We start from the raw sequence: 19,318 nt of genomic DNA on the forward strand, positions 1-19,318 counted from the left end.
CCGGCAGAATGCGATTCTGCCGGCTGCTGGTAACTTGGACTCAGCCTTGTGCCTTGAGCTTCTTCTGTTTGGCAGCCATCTTCTCGCCCAGCGTGTTCAGTTGTTCCTTGGAGAGCAATTTTTCTGCATCCACAAACATCTCGGTTTCTTCCTCCTCGATGTGATGCTCGAGCAGCTCCTTGAGGACCTTGACCCGGCCGGAAAACTGGAGTGAGTCAGGCTTGGTCTTGAGCAGGTCAGGCAGAACCAGCTTTTCCACTGCACGATGCTCTTCTACCGCTTCGTGATACATCCTTGCCTCATCCTTGCCCCCGGCAGCCTTGTAGGCCGGATAGAAGTCTTCCTCTTCCAGGGCTGTATGCACTTTCAACTCGGCCTCGATCTTGCCTAGCAAGTCGGTACGTGTCTTGACTGCGCGCTCGGTAGTGCCGGCAATTTCGTCCAGCATTTTCAGTACTTTCTGATGGTCTTCCTTGAGCAATTCGATAGCGTTCATGGGGTAGTCCTCATTTTAGCTTGAGTCACGGTAAAAACGGCTTGTGGTAAAGCCTTGAATGCGATGAATGCGTCCGCTGGTTGGGGTCTGCTCGGTTTATCCCTGGGGAGCCGGAGACCTTGAGGCTGATTAACTTCATCAGAAAAATAGAACGGGCTAGCCATCAATAGTTCAGAAGATCGTTCGTGAAGGGGGGCGTTCTCAGGGGCTGGTGTGCACCAAGGGTAATAGCGGCACGTGCGTATCCGGTTGTGGGGTTCTTGGAGCTAAAGGATTATGTGTATCATAAAAAATACATAAAACTAAAAAGGCTTAACATGATCATAATGGGGAGCTCGAATCGTTATCGCGGTCAACCCTGGGGGTTTTTATGAGTCGGTTCAAGTCATTTGATGGAGTGGAGATTTTTTACCAGACATGGGGTCGCCAATCTGATCAACCACCTGTCGTGCTGCATCATGGCTACGTAGCCAACGCGCGGTTCAACTGGGTCATTCCCGGTATTGTGCGCCGGCTGACCGCGGCGGGCCGCTACGTGATCACCTTTGACGCCCGAGGTCATGGACGCTCTGGCAAGCCACAGGACCAGACGGGTTATGGTGAGTCACGAATGGTCAGGGATCTGTCGTGTCTCCTTGACGAGCTCGATCTGCATGAGGTCGATCTGGTTGGTTACTCTATGGGAGCAACTGTAGCCCTGCTGGCCGCGACCGGAGAGTCGCGCATCCGTCGACTGGTAGTCGGTGGCGTTGGAGGTGATGTTCTCCACCTGAACAGTCGATATCGCACCCAAGGAAAAAAAGCCTTGGCAGAAGCCATGTTGGGCAGCCGTTGGGCGATTCGCAACCCCACTCTGGCTGGCTTCCGATTGCTTGCCGACGTGGTGTGGGCAGATCGCAAGGCTATGGCAGCACAGGCTCTTGCCTTCCATTCCAAGCGTATACCCCTGGAGATGATATCCGCACCCACGCTCATTATCGCCGGCAACAGGGATCCATTTTCCAGACAACCGGGAAAGCTGCAAAAGGCGATAAACGGAGCGGAACTAAAAGTTGTCTCTGGTGATCACACCACTGTCTTGATCAGGGCGAGTTTCCAGAATGCCATCGTGGAGTTTATTGCCTAGACGCGATTGGGGGCTCGGCGACTTGCTGATCGGGCGCATTAAAGTGACCTGCATGTTCATCCAGGCTTTACATCAAACGAGGAATCCTTTTGATTGGTAGCTATGACCTGACCACAGCATTGCTGGTTCTGGCCTTGCTTACGCTTGGCATCGCGGTAGTTACCACGTTACTAGATAGACGTGTCGGTAGAGACACGGTGCTTCTCGGCGGTGGTGTGAGATCCAACAAGGAGCTGACGCAACTGGCGTTGCATGACACGCTCACCAAATTGCCGAATCGCCTGTTGCTGGAAGACCGGATTGAGCAAAGTATCGGTAAAAACAAACGTCAGAGTGGCATGTTTACCCTGATGTTCCTTGATCTGGACGGCTTCAAGTCAATTAATGATAGCTTTGGCCATCCGGTTGGCGACGAGCTTCTCAATCAGGTTGGCCGGCGCTTGACCGAAAGGCTCCGCGCCTCTGATACCGTCGCAAGGGTGGGAGGCGATGAGTTCGTGGTGCTCGCACAAGTCGATGGTCTGGAAGATGCAGCAAGCATAGCGGAATTGATCATCAGGTTGATCAGGGATCCCTTCCATGTCGGCGATCACGAATTGCGTCTCTCAACCAGCCTCGGCGTCGCGATTTACCCCTGCGACGGTTCGGATCAACAAACGCTGCTGACCAATGCTGACGCGGCGATGTATCACGCCAAATTTCATGGCAAGAATGCATTCAGCTTTTTTGATTCTTCCATGAATGCCGAAGCAGTCGATCAACTTGATCTGCTGCAGGATTTGCGGCGTGCGCTGCAGAAAGAGGAGTTCGAGCTTTACTACCAACCTAAGTTTTCCGCTAGTGGCGGGCACGTTGTGGGCGCAGAGGCCTTGGTGCGTTGGCACCATCCAACTCAGGGTCTACTTGCTCCAAGTGCATTTATCGGCCTGGCCGAGCAGTCGGGCCTGATTGTCGAGATCGACAAATGGGTATTGCAGCAAGCATGCCGGCAAATGGGTATTTGGCGCTCAGAAGGTCATACGCAATGGTGTGTCGCCGTCAACGTGTCCGCTATGCAGCTTTCACACGTCGGGTTTGTCGATAGCGTGAAATCTGCCCTGGAAACTAACGCTCTTCCGGCCGGTACCCTGATCATCGAAATCACTGAAACCGTTGTCATGGGTGAGCTTGGCGCCAGCATGCAAGTTCTGCATGCTCTGGCCGACCTGGGGGTTGATGTCTCACTGGATGCCTTCGGTTCTGGTCATTCGAGCTTGCTGCACCTCAAGGACCTGCCAGTCAAAGAGTTGAAAACAGCGCGCGGTTTTGTCAACGGTGTGCAGCATGGCCCGCGTGACCGGGCGGTTATCTCGGCGGTGGTGCAATTTGGTCAGGCCCTCGGCCTGCGTATCGTTGCAGAAGGCATCGAAACGGCAGAACAGCGATCCTATCTGGCCGCTATGAATTGTGATGTGCTCCAGGGTTACCTACTGGGTCATCCGCTGCCGGCAAAAGATTTCGTTGGCAAACTGGCTTGCTGTAAAACGGCCTGAGCCAGGGTATCTTTCCCCACACGAATAAAAAACCCCGGCAAGCCGGGGTAATGTCTAGCGCGTTACGCTTGTTATTTGTCAGGGTGCTACAGGTATCAGGCGTTCGTTGACATTGAAGGGTACATCGTAAGCCTTGGTACTATCGCCGTGAAACTCCAGCAGATACTCGGCAAGTGCATCCTGTTCACCGCCGGTGCTGGAAAAGCTCACCTGGCCTGGATCGTTATTCGCTACGTCGGCCTCCAGCAGGGATTTATGCTCGGCGTTGAGCAAACCCTTGAATGGCCAGGAGCTGCCGCAGTTGGCGGTAGCAAAGGGTGAGCCGGCCGGCGCTGCGCAGTTGGCCAGAAAGTCCAGAGCCACTACACGGAAGCTGCGATTAGGATTGCCGACTACGACGCCATCTTCAACGATGCGGTCCCAGCGAGCAGCTTCGGTGGTGGCGGTCGGGTCAACCAGCACGTCGAGGTCGATTACCCGCTGCCCATCAGTAGCCAGTCCCAGGTTGGTGTCGCCGTTGGAGCGCGCGGGTGCCGTTGGATCAAAGCTCAGACGCAGACCAGACGTATGGGTAAAGTTGCCCTTGATCATCTCCTCGGTCAGATCGTGCAGCTCGGCAGCAGTCATGGTTACCAGGGCCAGGCCATTGTTGAAGGCAAAGGCGGTCTGGATATCCAGCTGTGAAATGCCGCCCTCGGGCTTGCCGAAGTCATTGCCTGCCGGTGGCAGTAGCTGCAGATCATCAGCGGAGGTAGAGCCGGCAGGGCTGACAATACGTCCAATTGGTGCGCGAATACCGCCGCCGTTCTTCACTGATACCAGGGGTGGTGCGGTGAGGGTCATTTCCGACGCGTACCAGAGGTTGGCATCGGCTGACAGATTACCCAGGTTAGTCTCGCGGCTACGTACAAACTCGCGGCGACCATCCAGGAAGACCTCGGTTACACCAAAGGCGGTCCCATCCAGTTCGCCGAGAATGACCCGAATGACATCCGCAACGTCAGTCACATCTGCGATGGGCGTGGCGTTTTGCTGGGTCACGATGCTGTCGATGCTCGCCCAGGCACCGCTTTCACTGTTGTCGATGCTGTCGGTAATGATCACGCCCTGATCGTCGAAGTCGACCAGCAAACGGCCCAGATACTTGTAATCCGCATCGGTATTGACCAGCAGCACCGGCTCGTTGGCCGGGCTGGTAAACATCAGTGGATAATCATCGCCGGCACTATCGCCGTCACGCAGGACATCATTGTTGTTGGCCAGAATGGTGTTGGAGCCGCCACCTACAATGATATCAACGCCTTCCAGGCGAGTTGCCAGTGCACGTTCTACATCAAGGACCTGCATGTGCGAAAGCAGAATGATCTTGTTGATTTCATCATTTCGCAGCGCATCTACCTCAGCCTGAATCACCGCGGCCAGATCATCGAGACTGCCTTCGTTATTGCTCTGAAAGCCTGCAGGCGCAATGGTCAGGTTACCCGTTGAGGTAATGGATGGAAGGGTAGGGGTAACGGCTCCCACCAGGCCGATACGCTCCCCGTTCACGGTAATTACCGCCGAGGGTGCAACCTTGCCGCCAATGCTGCTTGCTTCCTGGCCTCCCGCGACCAAGAGGCCTGCGGTGGCGGGATCGGCAGCAAAATCAATATTGGACGATATGTACGGAAATTCGGCACCGCTGTAAGCGCCGTCCGGTGCGATGATGCCGGCAAAACCTGCAGGTCCGGTATCCAGGTCGTGGTTTCCGACAGCGGATACTTGTACACCAAGCTGGTTCTGGATCTGTGTTTCGCCGCGCCCCTCATCTGCTACGCCTACGACAGCGTCCATGCGCGGATCACCGCTGGCCTGGAAGATCGGGCCGGGGATGTAATTATCGCCAGAGCTTACCAGCAGGGTGTTGTCCGGCATTTCTCCCCTAAAATGGTCAACCAGCGCTGAAAAGTTATCGACATTGAACATGGCTGCCGTGCCACCGCCGTCCACGTCAGCAAAATGCAGCAGCTGGAGGGTGAAGGGGCTGGTGGAATTGTCCGGAGTGTTGTCGTCGGAATCAGAGCCATTGCAGGCTGCGAGGGTCAGGGCGGAGACCAGCAAGGCACTCCGGAAAATCAAAGGTCGCATGAACTATCCTCTTACTACGTGATACTACGAGGCGTTCAGCTTGGGCGGGTAGTGTGACCTGACAGTGATTTTTTGGTTACGGTTTGAGGAAACCCTGAGCAAGCGCTCAGGGCTGATGCCTGTAAAAGCTACAACCTACATAGTCGGCAACACAGCAATATCAACAATACCTTCGGGCAGCCCGTTCACATCACCCAGTGGCGTTGGCGCTCCAGTTTTCAGGTCGACCGTATGCAATGTCTTGCCGGTGAGCACATAGGCGGTGTTGCCGCCTTTGCCGTCACTGAGGATATCCATTGCGGCGCCATCCAGGCCTTTGGCCAGTTCACCAACGGGCTGCTGCACGCCGTCGTTTGGCGGATTCTGCAACATCAGCATGCCGCTGGTGAGATCGACGGTATACAGCTCCGTTTTCTCGGTGCCTGCGTATGAATTGGTATAGGCGCCGGCCACGACCTGTTCCGTCATATCTCCATGCGCAAAATCACTGGCATAGGCCACGGTACCGTCAGTAGCCACTTCACCGGTTTCGACGTTGACGCGGAAATTGGTGCCGTCAGCGGCGAGCAAGCGCAAGCGGTCGGCAACCGGATTGAAATCCACCACGGCGTGATCGCTGCCGGGAAGCGCTTTCTGCAACTTTGCCCCAGAGGTGGCTTTACCCGTCGCCATGTCCAGCGTGTAGAGCTGGTCAGCCCCGCCCAGGGCATAGAGAGTGCCGTTGGCTGGACGCACATCAATGCCGCGCAGATCGCTCGCGCCGTCTACGGCCATGCTGGCGGTAACCTCGAGCGCATCGGTATCTACCTTGTGCAACATGCCGTCCGCATCCAGGGCGAGCAGCTGCGCTGCGCTGGCGGTGCCTGCGGCCAATGTCAGTGACGTTGTCAGGATCAGTTTGTTGAAAGTATTCATCTGTGGTTCCTCGCATTCGTGAACGATGGGCTCAGCCCACCCGGCAAGGTGCTTTACAAGCCACCTGCCAGGTAATACCCGCGAGGAACCGTTCTGGATGTCGTCAATCGAAAATAAATTTTCCGGTAGCTCAATTGCTGGCGATCAGTACCGCTCGACCGATATACAACACCGGGCCGGTGGGTCGATCCAGCGGCGAGCCACCAGTGGGTTCGAGGGTGAGCTCGAACAACTGTCCTGCTTGTACCGCGCCGATCTGTTCCGCGCTCAACATGGTTTCCTGTCCCGGCTCGATCAGGCCCAAGGAGCGAGGGCCGTCCTGTGGATCAATCAGCGTCCAGAACTGCACGCTGCGGTCCTCGGGTATCTGATCATCGACAAGTGATTTGAGGCGCAACGCGCCATCCCCATCGATGGTAACCACCCAGCCGGGTTGAGCGCTTTCGCCCGGCTGCTGCAATACCGCGGTGTAACTGGGTCCTGGGGCCTCTGGCTTCATCACGCCGGGCAGCCAGCTCAGTAGCACCAGCAGGGCCAGCGCGCCGCTGGTCAGGCGCCAGAGTCCCAGGCTTTGCCACCAGCGAACGAAACCCTTTGGGGTAACGGCGACTGCATTTGCCGACCAGCCCAGAGTCTGCTGAATACGTTCCCACAGAACTGGCGAAGGCGCTTGCGGGGATAGCTGATCCGTCAGGTCCAGAAGATGTCGCTCCCACTCCAGCGTCATGCGAGCTGCCTCACGGTCGCTCTCGATAAGATCGCGCACTTCACTGGCTTGCGGCTCATCAAGCAGGCCCAGCACGTACTCGCCGATCAGAGCCCGACGCGGCTCAAGGTCGTGTGGAATCATGCTTGCAAACACTCCTGCAATGCGCGAAGCCCCGCGCGAATACGTCCCTTGATGGTGCCCAGCGGCGTAGTCAGCCGGCTGGCTATCTGTTCGTGGGTAAGGCCGCGGTAGAAGGCCAGAAGAATCGGGTGACGCCTGGGACGCTCCAATTGGCCAAGACAATGACGCAACTGACGACCATCGGATTGATCGCTTGCGTGCTGTTCCGCCTGAGGGCTGTCATCGGCCATCTGTTCGATAAAGCTATCATCAGTCTGGACCAGTCGGCCGCGTCCCCGCAGTTGATTGAGTGCGCGATAGCGCAAGATGCTGTAGATCCAGGCACGCCCTTGGCCCAGTGTACGATCGAAACGATGGGCATTGCTCCAGACCTTGACCAGTGCATCATGCACACAATCCTCCGCCTGGTCGCGACGCCCCAGAAGTGTAATCGCCAGTCCGAGCAGTTGCCCTGCTTCCTGTTGATACAACCGCTTGAAGGCGGCCTGGTCCCCGCGCGCGCAGGCTTCCAGTGTGCCTTCGTAATCGAAGTTGCTGTCTTCCATGCTCCGTTTCGTACTCCGTCGCTGTCTTGATCATGCAGGCTATACCCGCGAAGAGAGCACGCGGATGTGCAGGCGTTAATAAATAGGTAATTGTTCGTGTGAAAATGTTTCAGGGCCCGGCCCGGCGGCCGGGCCGAAAGATGTGGCTGTGCGGCGAATCAGCCAAAATAGTATCTGAGCATCCACACACCCATACCCATCATCATCAGGTTCTCGGTGAGTGATACGAAGCCGAGCGGCACATTGCTGCCGCCGCCTACGCAGGCGCACTTGAGTTCACGACGATCTATATACACCGCTTTGAGCACGGACGCCGCGCCGATGGTCCCGATAAACAGAGCGACTGGTATCGCTAGCCATAGCATGGCACCGGCTACCATCAAGACCCCCGCGAACAGCTCGGCAAATGGATACACGTAGGAGTAGGGCACCTTGCGCTGGGCGAGAAGATCATAATTGAGGAACATGGTTGAAAAGCTTTCGATGTCCTGCAGTTTCAACAGCGCCAGAATAGACATGCTGAATGCAATGAACAGCTCCGCTGAGCGAATGCTGAACATCCCGCCCAGCATCCATCCTACTGCCAGAGCCAACAAGGCAGACACGCCGAATACGGCCAGGACTGGCTGGTAGCTGGTCTCGTCTGGCGCTTTCACTTTTTTGCCAAAATGGCGGCGAAGCTCGTCGTACCCACCGACACGGTTTTTGCCGATGAAGGTCTGCGGCGTGGTGTCCACATCATGCCGCTCCTTGAATGCATCAGTCTCTTCGCGGGTGGTCAGCCATTTGTCTTCAACGTTATAACCAGCACGTTCGAGCATATCGACCGACTTCAGACCGAAGGGACACAGATGCTTTTTCATGACCATTCGATACACAGTGGCCTTGGCTTTGTCTGTCGAGTCGGTTGCCTTTGCCGTCGCATCAGGGGACGAATCAGGTCTTGCCGATTCTTCAGTGGTGGGTTCTGGTATTACGGGTTCCGATGACATGTGCCTCTCCTTTTCGATCTGGGCCTACTTCATCTGGCAAGCCAAGCGCTAAGAGGTTCCTTGCGAGCTCAGGCCCGCTCGCTAAACTGGGGGGCATCTCAAACAACAGGGAGGTTGCCAATGAAAACCATAGGTCTGATCGGGGGCATGAGCTGGGAGTCCAGCCAGACGTATTATCGGCTGATTAACCAGGGTGTCAGGGACCAGTTGGGTGGGCTGCATTCGGCCCGATTGGTGCTTTACAGCGTTGACTTTGCCGAGATTGAAACACTGCAACACCAGGGTGACTGGGACGCCACAGCAAAGATGCTGGGCGAGGCGGCCAGGGCGCTGGAGGGGGCAGGTGCAGACTTTCTGGTGCTGTGTACCAACACTATGCACAAGGTCGCTGCGCAAATCGAACAGGCCGTAAATATCCCCCTTGTGCATATAGCGGATGCCACTGCCGCCGTGCTCAGGCATGAAGGGATCACGTCGGTCGGCTTGCTCGGTACGCGATTCACCATGGAGCAGGCTTTCTATCGCGAGCGCCTTGAAAATCAGGGTATTCAGGTACTGGTACCGGACGAGCCCCAGCGGGAACGGGTGCATTCGGTGATTTATAACGAGTTGTGCCTGGGCCAGATCAGGGATGATTCGAAAAAGACCTATCTTGAAGTAGTGGGCTCCTTGGCGGACCGCGGCGCCCAGGGCGTCATTCTGGGCTGCACAGAGATAGGCCTGCTTATTCAGGCTGCGGACACAGCCGTTCCACTGTTCGATACCACCGCGATTCATGCCCGGCAGGCTGTCAGCTTTGCCCTAGGCGGCAAATTGCCGGAATAAGGCTGCGGCCAGAATGCCCGCTGCAATGGCGGGGAGCGGCTTTTTTACCAGCAGCATCATGATTGCGGTGGTCAGCAGCGCCAGCCGGGCAGCGTTATCGCCTTCCACCGCCAACGGAGCCAGGAGTGCGACCAGTACGGAGCCGGACACCGCGTGAATAAATTGCTTTACCCGGTAGCCGATAGGCACGAATGACATGACGTACACGCCGCCCCAGCGCGTGGCCAGGGTCACCAATGCCATTGCCAGAATGACCAGCAAGGCGCCCATTCCGCCCGTTTCGACACTCATGCTTGCCTCACCCAGAAGGTGCCCACCAGGCCACCGGCCAACGCGCCGACCACAACATGACTGTTCTCGGGCAGGTACCAGTAGGCCAGCAGCGAGCAGCCGGCGGCGACGGACCAGATAACCAGCATCCGCAGGTTCTTCTCGCCGCCAACTACCATAGCAAGCAAAAAGCAGCCCATGACCATGTCCAGACCAAAGCTCTTGGGGTCGCTGACAAGATTGCCAAAAGACGCTCCGAGCCAGGTGCCGAATATCCAGAAGCTCCAGAGTGCCAAACCTCCGCCGAATAACAGGCCCAGTCCCGGTTGCCCGCGGGTGAAGGCCTGCATCGACATCGCCCAGTTGGCATCGGAAGCGATCAACATCACGCCATAGCGCTTTGCTGGCGGCAGTTGGCTAAGCCAGGGGTAGAGCGTTGCCCCCATTAGCAGGTGCCGCGCATTAATTGCAAACACCGTGATCAGTAGCGTGAACAAGGGTACCTGGGGGCCCCACAGATCAAGGGCTGCGAACTGCGAGGCACCGGCGAAGACCAGCGTGCTCATCGCCATGATCATCGGATCACTGAGGCCGGCCTGGGTCGCCGCCAGGCCAAAAGCGGCACCGAAGGCGACCACAAATATGGAGATTGGAGCCAGCTGTTTAAAGCCATCCCATATCAATTGCCTGTCTAGCTGATGCAGCTGCCTATCGGCGCTTGCCATACATCTCCCCTGGGTTCCTTGTGCACAGCATTCTACTGTATCGCGCGCTCGATGAACCTGCTTTGGCAGGCAGCAGGGCTGTATGTGGGTTTTTCGTGCTTGATGCCTTTTTCTCAATCGGCTAGAGTCGAGCCAATTCAACGGAGATTTCCATGTCAATGCTGCCTGTACATCGTGTTACTGCCTGCCGTGCCCCGAGCATCGGTAGCGAGTTTTCGCGCGTGACATCTGTAGCTGTAGTTGGATATTTCTATTTTGGGTATTGGTTTAGCCGCATGCGCGCCTGATACCCCACAGGCGCCCGGTTCAAGGGTCGCCACCAGCAGTTTCATAACCCCGGTCGGCTTCCCGCCCGGGGTTTTTTATTGGTTGATTATTGATATTCATCTACTGCCAACGAGGCTCACATCATGTCGATTTATTGCAGCTGTAACGCTTATTCCTATCGTAACTGGCGATTTAGCGGCGCCTTGCGCGCTGCAATCCGACATCCAGACCGAACGCCAAACAGACATTGAAAAATCGTGGCGAAACAACGCCACGCAAGGAACCTAGCATGAACGCCAATCTCGCTACGCTTCACACCAGCACCCCCAGCGACCTGACGCTGATTGACAATACTCTGGTCGACCCCGCCCGCACTCCAGCTCTGCGCCGCACTGTCCCTCTGCCTACGCCAGCACAGTTGCGGGAACGTTTGCCTTGCCACCCGGCCTTGGCCCACCAGATCAACCAGCAACGTGAGGCTATCCGCGCCGTGCTCAACGGTATTGATGATCGCCTATTGGTCATTGTCGGCCCCTGTTCCCTGCATGATCCGGATTCAGCCGTCGAATACGCGCAGCGGCTCGCTGAACTAGCCCATAGAGTCGGCGATCACCTGCTGCTGGTGATGCGCACCTACGTGGAGAAGCCGCGCACGACCATTGGCTGGAAGGGGCTGATGTACGATCCGCACCTGGATAACAGCAGCGATATGGCCGAGGGTCTGGCCCTCTCACGCCGTCTTATGCTCTCCATTGCAGAGTTGGGACTGCCGGTAGCGACCGAACTGCTGCAGCCGATGGCGGCAGGCTACCTGGATGATCTGCTGGGTTGGGCAGCCATTGGTGCGCGCACCAGTGAGTCGCAGGTTCATCGGGAAATGGTCAGTGGGCTGGCGCTGCCGGTTGGCTTCAAGAACGGCACTGATGGCAGCCTGGGTATTGCCTGTGACGCCATGCGCTCTGCAGCGCATCCGCACCAGCACTTCGGTATGGACAATCACGGCCAGCCTGCCCTGATCCACACACAGGGCAATGCTGATACCCACCTGGTGTTGCGTGGCGGACATGGTGGGCCAAACTACCAGCCCTCGGCAGTTGCAGCAGCCAGGCAAACGTTGGAAAAACAGGGGCTGGCACCGCGAATAATCGTCGATTGCAGCCATGCGAACAGCAACAAGAACCCGATGCTTCAGCCGGCGGTGTTGCAGTCGGTTATTGATCAGCGCAAGGCCGGGGACAGAAGCCTGCGGGGCGTCATGCTCGAAAGTCATCTGTTTGATGGTAATCAGCCGATGGGAGCTGATCTGAAATACGGAGTATCAGTCACTGACGCCTGTATTGGCTGGGCTGGCACCGAGAGTGCGCTGCTCGATGCCGCTGAAGCGGCGCAGATCTGAATGCTCATCAGTCAAAGGCTTTTGGGCGATCTGCCTCGCGACGCAGCATCGGCCGTAACACCAGAGGTGCTAACAGGCTGGTGATCGCGGTCACCACCACTAATGCTGCGTAGAGCTGCTCGCTCAGCACCTCCAACTGCTTGCCCTGCTGGGCCACCACCATGGTGATTTCAGCGCGGGGCACCATGCTTACGGCCAGCAGCATGGCGCTACTGCGCCCGATCAAAGGCCAGGCCGAGAGGCCTACGCCGACCAGTTTGGTGCCAATGGCCACTGCAGCCAGGATCAGCCCCCAGGTCCAGCTGTCTGCCAATGCCTGCAGTTCTATCTCGCGGCCAATACCGATAAAGAAGAAGGGCGCCAGAAGTGCGTAGATGTCTTCATAATTGGCTTCGCGATTGACCGCTTCGGGATCGCGGCTGAATACCAGGCCAGCAAACAGCGCGCCCACCGCCATCGAGAAACCCAGCCAGCCGGAAATGGCTGCGATCAGCACGGCAAGGCCAAGCATGGTTTGCATAACGCCGGAGTCGGTTTCCAGGCGTCGACTCCAGTGGGTAATTGGCTTCTCCATATATTGGCTGAACAGCAGGCAGCCTGCGGCGAACAGCGTGAACTTGATGGCGTAATTCCATGCTGTGCTCCCCAGGATACTCCACACCTGGCCGTTGGCCTGTTGCAGCGTCGGGATGATCGCCAGCAATAACCCCATCAGCACCACGCCGGCAATATCATCCAATTCAGCCACATCAAGAAGCAGCCGGCCGTTGTGGGTATCCACCAGACCTTGCTCCTCCCAGGAAGCAAGGGATACCCCTACACTGGTTGCGGTCATTGCCACGCCGACAGCCAGAGAGGCGATCAGCTCGAGCCCAAGCGCATAGCGGGCGGTCACATAGCCGAGTACGGCCGCCAACGTCAGGTTGGCGATACCGATGATCGACGCTCGTGGCAGTTACCAGTGCGCCTATGACAACGATTTCAGCTGCGGAATTGTCTTCCACGATCAGTTCCTCTTTCTCTTTTAGGTCTTAGCCTAGTAACCATGCCAAGGGAGGGCAAAGCCGGGGAATTCAGGGTACAATCTTGCTTCCTTTCTGGCTCCAACGCCCCATCTCGGCCCCGCTGCCGACTGTTGCAACCGGCGCGCTTTGCCGCGCCGTGATCGGCGCCAACCCGTCGAGGTCGCTTTTGCAGGCAAACGCTCCCTCATATGTCGTCAACCGAACATGAGAGTACACATGACCGAAACATCCAAAGATGTCCCCAACACCCTGTTTATTGAAGTATCCGGATCTGGCCTGCCGGAGGTCGATGGTCTCTACGTACCGTCCGAGGCGCCACCCACCACATCCGAGTCCGGTGTTGTTTCCAGCCAGGGCTACTGGAATGGCAAGATGGCCTGGGACCGGGCCGACGGCAAGGCAGCGAGAAGTCCGGCGATTTCCTACTCCAACAGCTACAAGTCCTGGCGCATCAGCCGTCTGGATGGCCATTTGGCTTACGAGATCACCTGTGAAGACGAGTTACCCCCAACCGACCGGGAGTGGAATGTCTACAAGATGGGCGTAGCGCCCGCGCCCAAGGTCGTGATTCATCACTGTGATCCGCGTGAGCCTTGCCCGAAGCCCAATGTGGTCTTTGTGCTTGGCGGCCCCGGTGCAGGCAAGGGCACCATGTGCGAGTTGGCGGAAATTCAGCTTGGCTGGACCCACCTGTCCACCGGCGATTTGCTGCGTGCAGAGCAGCAAGCCGGGGGGCCAACAACCGAGATCATCAAGGAATACATCGCCGCCGGTAAACTGGTGCCCAACGAGATTGTTGTGCGTCTGCTCAAGGACGCCATGGAGCGCACCACCCGCACCACCGGCAAGGTCAATTTCCTGATCGATGGCTTTCCCCGCTCGCTCTCCAATCTGGAAGCCTGGTACGAGGTCTTTGGTCGCGAAGCCGAGCTGCCCGTCATGCTGTATTTCGAATGCCCGTTCCCGGTACTTGAACAGCGCATTCTGGGCCGTGCCAAATACTCGGGCCGCGCCGATGACAACGTCGAGGCAATGAAGCTGCGGTTCGATACCTTCAAGGAAGAAACCCTGCCAACCGTCGAGCTGTTCAGGTCGAAGGGCAAATGCGTGGAACTCGACACCAGCCAGGATCGCGAGGCGGTCTATGCCCTTTTGCGTGGCGAACTCGCCGCTTACACCGAGCAGCAACTGATGGACGAGCCGCTTACCGACAAGTCCGAGATGTTGCTGGGGCTGCGGCCTTACCCCCGGGATGCCTGATCACTTGCGCTGAACAGTGAAATTTATCTCCTGCACCGGTAGAATCGCGGGTTTTCCGAACCCCGACTACCGGATGTACGTATGAAGCTTCTCCACGAACTGATCCACCCCGAGCTCACCAGCCGTGAGGGCCGTATTCTCAGGCGGCATGCTGCGCGTGGCATCGTGTTGCGTGAAGACCGGATTCTGCTGCTGTTTACCGAGCGCTATAACGATTTCAGCTTGCCTGGCGGCGGTATAGACGAGGGCGAGGATATAGCCGTAGCGCTGGTTCGCGAACTGGAAGAAGAAACCGGCGCCCGTGACGTGCAGGTCAAGGAGCATTTCGGATTTATCGAGGAATACCGCCCGCACTGGAAGCCTGATTACGATCTGATGCACATGACCTCACATTTCTTTGTGTGTGACGTCGCGGCGGATCTGGTGGACTCGCGGATGGAGAGCTATGAGATTGCCAACGGCATGCGGCCCATGTGGATTTCTGTCAATGAGGCTGTGAGCCACAACCGCCAGGTAATGACCCGCCAGGAGAAATCCATGGGTCAGTCGATCCAGCGGGAAACCTTCATGCTGGAGAAGATTGCCCGCGAGCTGGTTGAGCAGTTCGATCCGGTCGCCTGATTAGCGCTACTCCCGCCCAACAGTTAACCCGTACGCGCAAAGCCGAATAGCTCTGTGAGGGGATGTGAGCGACCTTCAATATGGGCTCTCAACAAGCCCGCCCCAATCATGCTGTAACTGATTCCATTGCCGCCGTAAGCCATCGCAAATTGTACCCGCGGGCCGTACTGAGGGTGTGCGCCGAAAAAGGGCAGTCCGTCTTCGGTTTCGGCGAAGGTACCGCCCCAACTGAAGGCCGGTTGTATCTCAAGGTCAGGCAACAGCTTTTGCACTTTCTTGCACAGGCCCTTGGCCTTGCTCTGCACCCGAGCGTCGCGCCGCGCCGGAATGTCCATATCGTCATCGTCGCCACCAACCAGAAGCCTGCCATCGCCTGTGGTACGCATATACAGATAGGGCCTGGCAGACTCCCATGCCATGGTCGAGGCCAACAGACCCAGGTCCGATTCATCGATGGGGTCGGTAATAAAGGCGTAGCTACTGCGGTTTTTGGCCACCGACTTTTTCAACCAGTTCTGGGACGCATAACCCGCTGCAATCACCACATGCTGAGCCTGAATCTGCAGGCCGGCGGGCGTGCGCAGGGTCACGCCATTCTCGGAAGGGTCGATGGTGTCGATTACCGTGCGATCAAAGACTCTGCCACCGCGTTCCGCCAGCCGCAGCAAGAGCTTGGATGCCATGCGGTAGGGGTCTACACGCGCAGCCAGTTTGGTCAGGATGGCGCAGGGTGCCTTGATACCAAAGCGCTCCTTCAGCTCCTTGGCATCCAGCCACTGCGCATCGAAACCGTGTTTGACGCGCAGCTCATATTCTTCACGTAGAACCGATTTGTGACCGCGTTTGCTGGCGTAGTACAGACTCTCCTGCATGGCAAAATCCACATCGCCCAACTCTTCGGCAAGAGCGCGCAGATCAATGATGGCGTCTGCGCACGCCTGATAGGCTTGCAGTGCATGGAATTCACCGTACATCTTAGCCAGCTCGACCATGTGGGTATCGATCTCGTACTGCAGCAGTGCGGTGCTGGCCGCAGAGCTGCCCCAGGCAACATCCCGTTGCTCGACCACCACTACATCCAGGCCATTCTTACCCAGCTCATCCGCGATCAGTGATCCTGTAATTCCCGCGCCCACTACTACTACATCGCAGCTGGTATCAGCCTTGAGCTGGGGAAATTCACACATAAGGCCATTTTTGACAGCCCAGAAGGGATAACCACTTTTCAGATCCATATCGTGTCCTTTGATGGCAGCAGGCGGGGGAGTGCTTGGCGCAAAACAGTGCAGTACACGGGATAGGAGAGGATGGAGCGGTTGAAAGTTCCGGTTGGTTCCGAGCGGTTGCCGGCTGGCAGAAATAGAAACCGGCTGGCGGGCAGCCGGCGATGAGTTGCTCAACGTTTGAGGCTGATCCACGTTGCTTCAGCGCAGGCTACACGCTGGCCGTCACTGCGAAACAGGGCGCTGCCGGCATTATGTTTGCGGCCATCGTGGCTGATTGCCCAGGCCGATACGATCAGGGTTTCCCCGGCTTGTACGGACTGCTCTAGCCGGGCGCTGTAGCGCCCCAGCAAGGCCATGTCGGAGACCGGTTTGACCGCGAAGAAGCCCGGGCAATCCAGGGCGGCCCAGAGATACTCGCTGGCAACATTGCCATCGGCGTCAGCCAGATCCGCCGCGGGCTGCCAGAGTGCAGCGACCCGCTCCTGATGCTCGCATACTTCGCCGGCGAAGATGCGCAGGCCGTCCCCGGCGTCACGGTTGGTACCGCATACAAAGCAGCCTGGCAAGTCATGGCGCACGCCGACAAAGCGTTGCTGAGCTTCTTCGGCCTCCTGCAAGGATGGCGCAGCCGGGATTTCCATATCAAAGGTGTATGGACGAGCACTGGCCAGCAGTTGCTCGCCGTGCTTCAACTGTAGTCCGTCCTCATGCTGGTGCAGTTGCAGATCGGTATCCAGGGGCGGCGGCGCGTGCAGGGTCACCTGGCAAGGCTGCTCCATGTGCCTGGCGACAAGGCCGGAAACGTAGCCCCCGTTGCCGCTGTTCGGCGGCCCGCAGAAACGCCGGGCAATATGCAGTGTTGTGCTGGTCATGTTCTCTCCGGTGTACGTGTAATGCCTCATCTTACCCGCTTGATTCTCTTCGCAGCACACAGGTGCAGCAACATCCAGACTGCTGATGTTGGTGTATTTGGCCGCGGCTCAGTTTGCCTCCCGAATTCATTGAACCGCTGCTGAACAATCTGGGTCTATCTGCTAGATCAATTCACCAACCAGACAAGGAAATGTTTGAATGAACAGCCCCGCCCCCGAAAAAGCGTCTGATTCAAAGCTGAAAGCCCACATTGATGCCCTCGAAAAACAGAGCATTGATACCGCGCCAGATGCCTCGGCAAAACGATTGCACAATGGTACCGACACGCCGTTGCCACCGGCTGACCTGCACGGAAGCTACACCAATCACCGGCCCCTTCCGACACCGGGTGTTGCGGAGCGTCGCGCCTGGATCGTCGGTGGCGGTATCGCAGGCCTGTCTGCTGCCTTCTTCCTGATTCGTGACGGTCACATGCCCGCCGCCAATATCACCTTTCTCGAGGAGCAGGGCATAGAAGGTGGCTCGCTGGATGGCGCCGGCAATCCAACGGACGGCTACATCGTGCGCGGCGGCCGTGAAATGGAGATGACCTACCAGAACTTCTGGGACGTTTTCTCCGAGATACCAGCCCTGGAGCTGCCAGCGCCATTTACCGTGCTGGACGAGTACCGCATCGTCAATGATGCCGACAAGAACTGGTCAAAAGCGCGCCTGATGGAGAAACAGGGAAAAATCAAGGATTTCTCGACCATGAACCTCAGCAAACGCCAGCAGCTGGAGATCATCAAGCTGTTGCTGGCACGCAAGGAGGATCTCGATGATGTCACCGTCGAGCAATGGTTTAGCGCAGGCTTTCTGGAAACCAACTTCTACACCCTGTGGCGCACCATGTTCGCCTTCCAGAACTGGCATTCGGCACTGGAAATGAAGCTGTACATGCACCGTTTCCTGCACCTGATGGATGGCCTTAACGACATGACGTCACTGGTCTTCCCGAAGTACAACCAGTACGACAGCTTTGTCCGGCCGCTTATGAGTTGGCTCAAGGACCAGGGCGTGAATATCGAGTACGATACCATTGTCGAAAACCTGGGAATGGTTACCCAGAATGGCATCAGAACCGTCAACAGCATTCAGTGCCGTAGCAGTGATGGCAACAAGATAGTTAATGTCGCGCCCAGTGATCTGGTTTTGGTCACCACCGGCTCGATGACCGAAGACACCGTCTACGCGGATGACGACACTGCCCCACAGCTGAATGACAGAAGCCGTGCCGGTACCGGATCCGGCTGGCAACTCTGGAAGAATCTTGCAGCACAATCGGACATATTCGGCAGGCCGGAAAAGTTTTGTGGCGACATTCCACGCTCAACATGGGAGTCGGTAACGCTCACTTGCAGGCCCTCGCCATTGATGGACAAGCTCAAGGAGCTGTCGGTCAACGACCCCTATTCGGGTTTCACGGCTTCGGGCGGGATTATTACCTTTACCGACTCCGCCTGGCTGATGAGTTTTACCTGTAATCGCCAACCGCACTTTCCCGATCAGCCTGACGACGTAATAGTGCTCTGGACCTATGCCCTGTTGATGGACAAGCCCGGCGATTATGTGAAAAAGCCAATGCCCGAGTGCACCGGCAAGGAAGTGCTGGCCGAGATGTGTTATCACCTTGGCCTGATTGACCAGCTTGAGGCTATAGTTGCCGCAACCAGATCACGTATCGCACTGATGCCCTTCATTACGTCTCAATTCATGCCAAGGGCCAGGGGCGACCGCCCACAGGTGATACCCGCAGGCTGCACCAATTTGGCATGCATGGGGCAGTTTGTGGAAACCCATAACGACGTGGTTTTCACCCTGGAAAGCTCGGTAAGGACGGCCCGTATCGGTGTTTACAGTCTTCTTGGTATCAAGAAGCAGGTCCCCGACATCTACCCCGGGCAATACGATTTGCGTCGCCTGTTACGCGCTACTCGCACGCTGAACAGTGACGAGGCATTTGTGGGGGAGGGTATTCTGCGGCGTATTCTCAGTGGCACTTATTTCGAACACGTTCTCCCACTGGGCCGGAACGAGGATGCCAGCGATCTGCACAAGCCCGGGTTGTTCGAAAGTCAGCTTCAGAGCCTTCGAACTACGCTCAAGGAAAGCCAGACAGTCGACGAAGTCAAAGGCCGGGTTCAGGATCTGGTCAACAAGCTGCGGGGTCGCAACTGACTCCATAGCTGATGCTCTAGCACCCAGGCG

Annotated in this window: 19 protein-coding genes; 8 read left to right on the forward strand and 11 right to left on the reverse strand. The window is 57.1% G+C overall.

Annotation, left to right across the window (positions count from 1 at the left end; genetic code table 11):
- Positions 1-40: 40 nt before the first annotated feature.
- On the reverse strand, positions 41-496 hold the full coding sequence (locus IEV54_RS02940) for a PA2171 family ribosome-binding persister protein (RefSeq protein WP_150277315.1): 456 nt from the start codon (positions 494-496) through the stop codon (positions 41-43).
- Between the two features lie 370 nt (positions 497-866).
- Between IEV54_RS02940 and IEV54_RS02945 the strand changes: the two genes are divergently transcribed.
- Together IEV54_RS02945 and IEV54_RS02950 are read left to right on the forward strand one after the other, a co-directional pair.
- On the forward strand, positions 867-1,622 hold the full coding sequence (locus IEV54_RS02945; protein ID WP_150277314.1) for an alpha/beta fold hydrolase: 756 nt from the start codon (positions 867-869) through the stop codon (positions 1,620-1,622).
- Positions 1,623-1,711: 89 nt separating this feature from the next.
- Positions 1,712-3,154, forward strand: coding sequence for a putative bifunctional diguanylate cyclase/phosphodiesterase (locus IEV54_RS02950; RefSeq protein WP_150277313.1), 1,443 nt, complete (start codon positions 1,712-1,714; stop codon positions 3,152-3,154).
- A gap of 78 nt (positions 3,155-3,232) precedes the next feature.
- Here IEV54_RS02950 and IEV54_RS02955 read toward each other — a convergent pair whose 3' ends face one another.
- The 5 genes from IEV54_RS02955 to IEV54_RS02975 form a co-directional block, all read right to left on the reverse strand.
- A complete protein-coding gene (locus IEV54_RS02955) occupies positions 3,233-5,281 on the reverse strand; it encodes a bifunctional metallophosphatase/5'-nucleotidase (RefSeq protein ID WP_150277312.1) in 2,049 nt (682 codons plus the stop codon).
- 135 nt (positions 5,282-5,416) lie between these two features.
- Entirely contained in the window at positions 5,417-6,196 is a 780-nt protein-coding gene (locus IEV54_RS02960; protein ID WP_150277311.1) for a DUF4394 domain-containing protein, read from the reverse strand.
- A gap of 130 nt (positions 6,197-6,326) precedes the next feature.
- Positions 6,327-7,046: an anti-sigma factor gene (locus IEV54_RS02965; RefSeq protein WP_150277310.1), complete on the reverse strand. Its 720-nt coding sequence runs from the start codon at positions 7,044-7,046 to the stop codon at positions 6,327-6,329.
- Entirely contained in the window at positions 7,043-7,591 is a 549-nt protein-coding gene (locus IEV54_RS02970) for a sigma-70 family RNA polymerase sigma factor (RefSeq protein WP_150277309.1), read from the reverse strand. The genes IEV54_RS02965 and IEV54_RS02970 overlap by 4 nt, the downstream gene beginning before the upstream one ends.
- A gap of 158 nt (positions 7,592-7,749) precedes the next feature.
- Positions 7,750-8,583, reverse strand: a complete 834-nt coding sequence (locus IEV54_RS02975) for a MauE/DoxX family redox-associated membrane protein (protein WP_150277308.1) — start codon at positions 8,581-8,583, stop codon at positions 7,750-7,752.
- A gap of 120 nt (positions 8,584-8,703) precedes the next feature.
- Between IEV54_RS02975 and IEV54_RS02980 the strand changes: the two genes are divergently transcribed.
- On the forward strand, positions 8,704-9,408 hold the full coding sequence (locus IEV54_RS02980; RefSeq protein WP_150277307.1) for an aspartate/glutamate racemase family protein: 705 nt from the start codon (positions 8,704-8,706) through the stop codon (positions 9,406-9,408).
- Here the strand turns inward: IEV54_RS02980 and IEV54_RS02985 are convergent.
- Both IEV54_RS02985 and IEV54_RS02990 read right to left on the reverse strand, forming a co-directional pair.
- Positions 9,385-9,699 (reverse strand): AzlD family protein, encoded by a 315-nt coding sequence (locus IEV54_RS02985; RefSeq protein ID WP_150277306.1) that lies wholly within the window; start codon positions 9,697-9,699, stop codon positions 9,385-9,387. The two genes, IEV54_RS02980 and IEV54_RS02985, sit on opposite strands and share 24 nt — an antisense overlap.
- The gene (locus IEV54_RS02990) at positions 9,696-10,403 is read right to left on the reverse strand and encodes an AzlC family ABC transporter permease (protein ID WP_150277305.1); all 708 of its coding nucleotides are present in this window, start codon (positions 10,401-10,403) and stop codon (positions 9,696-9,698) included. Before IEV54_RS02990 ends, IEV54_RS02985 begins: the two co-directional genes overlap by 4 nt.
- A 240-nt stretch (positions 10,404-10,643) precedes the next feature.
- Between IEV54_RS02990 and IEV54_RS02995 the strand changes: the two genes are divergently transcribed.
- Positions 10,644-10,958, forward strand: a complete 315-nt coding sequence (locus IEV54_RS02995) for a hypothetical protein (RefSeq protein WP_188434304.1) — start codon at positions 10,644-10,646, stop codon at positions 10,956-10,958.
- A gap of 1 nt (position 10,959) precedes the next feature.
- Positions 10,960-12,066, forward strand: coding sequence for a 3-deoxy-7-phosphoheptulonate synthase (locus IEV54_RS03000; RefSeq protein WP_150277304.1), 1,107 nt, complete (start codon positions 10,960-10,962; stop codon positions 12,064-12,066).
- A 7-nt stretch (positions 12,067-12,073) separates the two neighbouring features.
- Here IEV54_RS03000 and IEV54_RS03005 read toward each other — a convergent pair whose 3' ends face one another.
- Positions 12,074-13,021, reverse strand: coding sequence for a cation:proton antiporter (locus IEV54_RS03005; RefSeq protein ID WP_150277303.1), 948 nt, complete (start codon positions 13,019-13,021; stop codon positions 12,074-12,076).
- 286 nt (positions 13,022-13,307) lie between these two features.
- On the opposite strand from IEV54_RS03005, the gene IEV54_RS03010 reads away from it, so the two are divergent.
- Together IEV54_RS03010 and IEV54_RS03015 are read left to right on the forward strand one after the other, a co-directional pair.
- Positions 13,308-14,351 (forward strand): nucleoside monophosphate kinase, encoded by a 1,044-nt coding sequence (locus IEV54_RS03010; RefSeq protein ID WP_150277302.1) that lies wholly within the window; start codon positions 13,308-13,310, stop codon positions 14,349-14,351.
- Positions 14,352-14,432: 81 nt separating this feature from the next.
- Positions 14,433-14,972: an NUDIX hydrolase gene (locus tag IEV54_RS03015; protein ID WP_150277301.1), complete on the forward strand. Its 540-nt coding sequence runs from the start codon at positions 14,433-14,435 to the stop codon at positions 14,970-14,972.
- Positions 14,973-14,995: 23 nt separating this feature from the next.
- Here the strand turns inward: IEV54_RS03015 and IEV54_RS03020 are convergent, their stop codons facing one another.
- Together IEV54_RS03020 and IEV54_RS03025 are read right to left on the reverse strand one after the other, a co-directional pair.
- Complete coding sequence (locus tag IEV54_RS03020; RefSeq protein ID WP_150277300.1) at positions 14,996-16,207, reverse strand: NAD(P)/FAD-dependent oxidoreductase; 1,212 nt, start codon at positions 16,205-16,207, stop codon at positions 14,996-14,998.
- A gap of 161 nt (positions 16,208-16,368) precedes the next feature.
- On the reverse strand, positions 16,369-17,070 hold the full coding sequence (locus IEV54_RS03025) for a hypothetical protein (protein ID WP_223825420.1): 702 nt from the start codon (positions 17,068-17,070) through the stop codon (positions 16,369-16,371).
- Positions 17,071-17,269: 199 nt separating this feature from the next.
- Here IEV54_RS03025 and IEV54_RS03030 point away from each other — a divergent pair, with 199 nt between their 5' ends.
- Positions 17,270-19,288: an oleate hydratase gene (locus IEV54_RS03030; protein WP_150277299.1), complete on the forward strand. Its 2,019-nt coding sequence runs from the start codon at positions 17,270-17,272 to the stop codon at positions 19,286-19,288.
- Positions 19,289-19,318: the final 30 nt, after the last annotated feature.

The organism is Halopseudomonas salina (assembly GCF_014637955.1).
GTDB classification, from domain to species: Bacteria; Pseudomonadota; Gammaproteobacteria; order Pseudomonadales; family Pseudomonadaceae; genus Halopseudomonas; species Halopseudomonas salina.

Excerpts from the sequence above, each read along its gene's own strand:
- IEV54_RS03015 (WP_150277301.1), top strand. The coding sequence starts at position 14,433 with ATGAAGCTTCTCCACGAACTGATCCACCCCGAGCTCACCAGCCGTGAG.
- IEV54_RS03030 (WP_150277299.1), top strand. The coding sequence starts at position 17,270 with ATGAACAGCCCCGCCCCCGAAAAAGCGTCTGATTCAAAGCTGAAAGCC.
- IEV54_RS02945 (WP_150277314.1), top strand. The coding sequence starts at position 867 with ATGAGTCGGTTCAAGTCATTTGATGGAGTGGAGATTTTTTACCAGACA.
- IEV54_RS02985 (WP_150277306.1), bottom strand. The coding sequence starts at position 9,699 with ATGAGTGTCGAAACGGGCGGAATGGGCGCCTTGCTGGTCATTCTGGCA.
- IEV54_RS02960 (WP_150277311.1), bottom strand. The coding sequence starts at position 6,196 with ATGAATACTTTCAACAAACTGATCCTGACAACGTCACTGACATTGGCC.
- IEV54_RS03020 (WP_150277300.1), bottom strand. The coding sequence starts at position 16,207 with ATGGATCTGAAAAGTGGTTATCCCTTCTGGGCTGTCAAAAATGGCCTT.
- IEV54_RS02975 (WP_150277308.1), bottom strand. The coding sequence starts at position 8,583 with ATGTCATCGGAACCCGTAATACCAGAACCCACCACTGAAGAATCGGCA.
- IEV54_RS02990 (WP_150277305.1), bottom strand. The coding sequence starts at position 10,403 with ATGGCAAGCGCCGATAGGCAGCTGCATCAGCTAGACAGGCAATTGATA.
- IEV54_RS02965 (WP_150277310.1), bottom strand. The coding sequence starts at position 7,046 with ATGATTCCACACGACCTTGAGCCGCGTCGGGCTCTGATCGGCGAGTAC.
- IEV54_RS03010 (WP_150277302.1), top strand. The coding sequence starts at position 13,308 with ATGACCGAAACATCCAAAGATGTCCCCAACACCCTGTTTATTGAAGTA.
- IEV54_RS02980 (WP_150277307.1), top strand. The coding sequence starts at position 8,704 with ATGAAAACCATAGGTCTGATCGGGGGCATGAGCTGGGAGTCCAGCCAG.
- IEV54_RS03025 (WP_223825420.1), bottom strand. The coding sequence starts at position 17,070 with ATGACCAGCACAACACTGCATATTGCCCGGCGTTTCTGCGGGCCGCCG.
- IEV54_RS03000 (WP_150277304.1), top strand. The coding sequence starts at position 10,960 with ATGAACGCCAATCTCGCTACGCTTCACACCAGCACCCCCAGCGACCTG.
- IEV54_RS02955 (WP_150277312.1), bottom strand. The coding sequence starts at position 5,281 with ATGCGACCTTTGATTTTCCGGAGTGCCTTGCTGGTCTCCGCCCTGACC.
- IEV54_RS02940 (WP_150277315.1), bottom strand. The coding sequence starts at position 496 with ATGAACGCTATCGAATTGCTCAAGGAAGACCATCAGAAAGTACTGAAA.
- IEV54_RS02970 (WP_150277309.1), bottom strand. The coding sequence starts at position 7,591 with ATGGAAGACAGCAACTTCGATTACGAAGGCACACTGGAAGCCTGCGCG.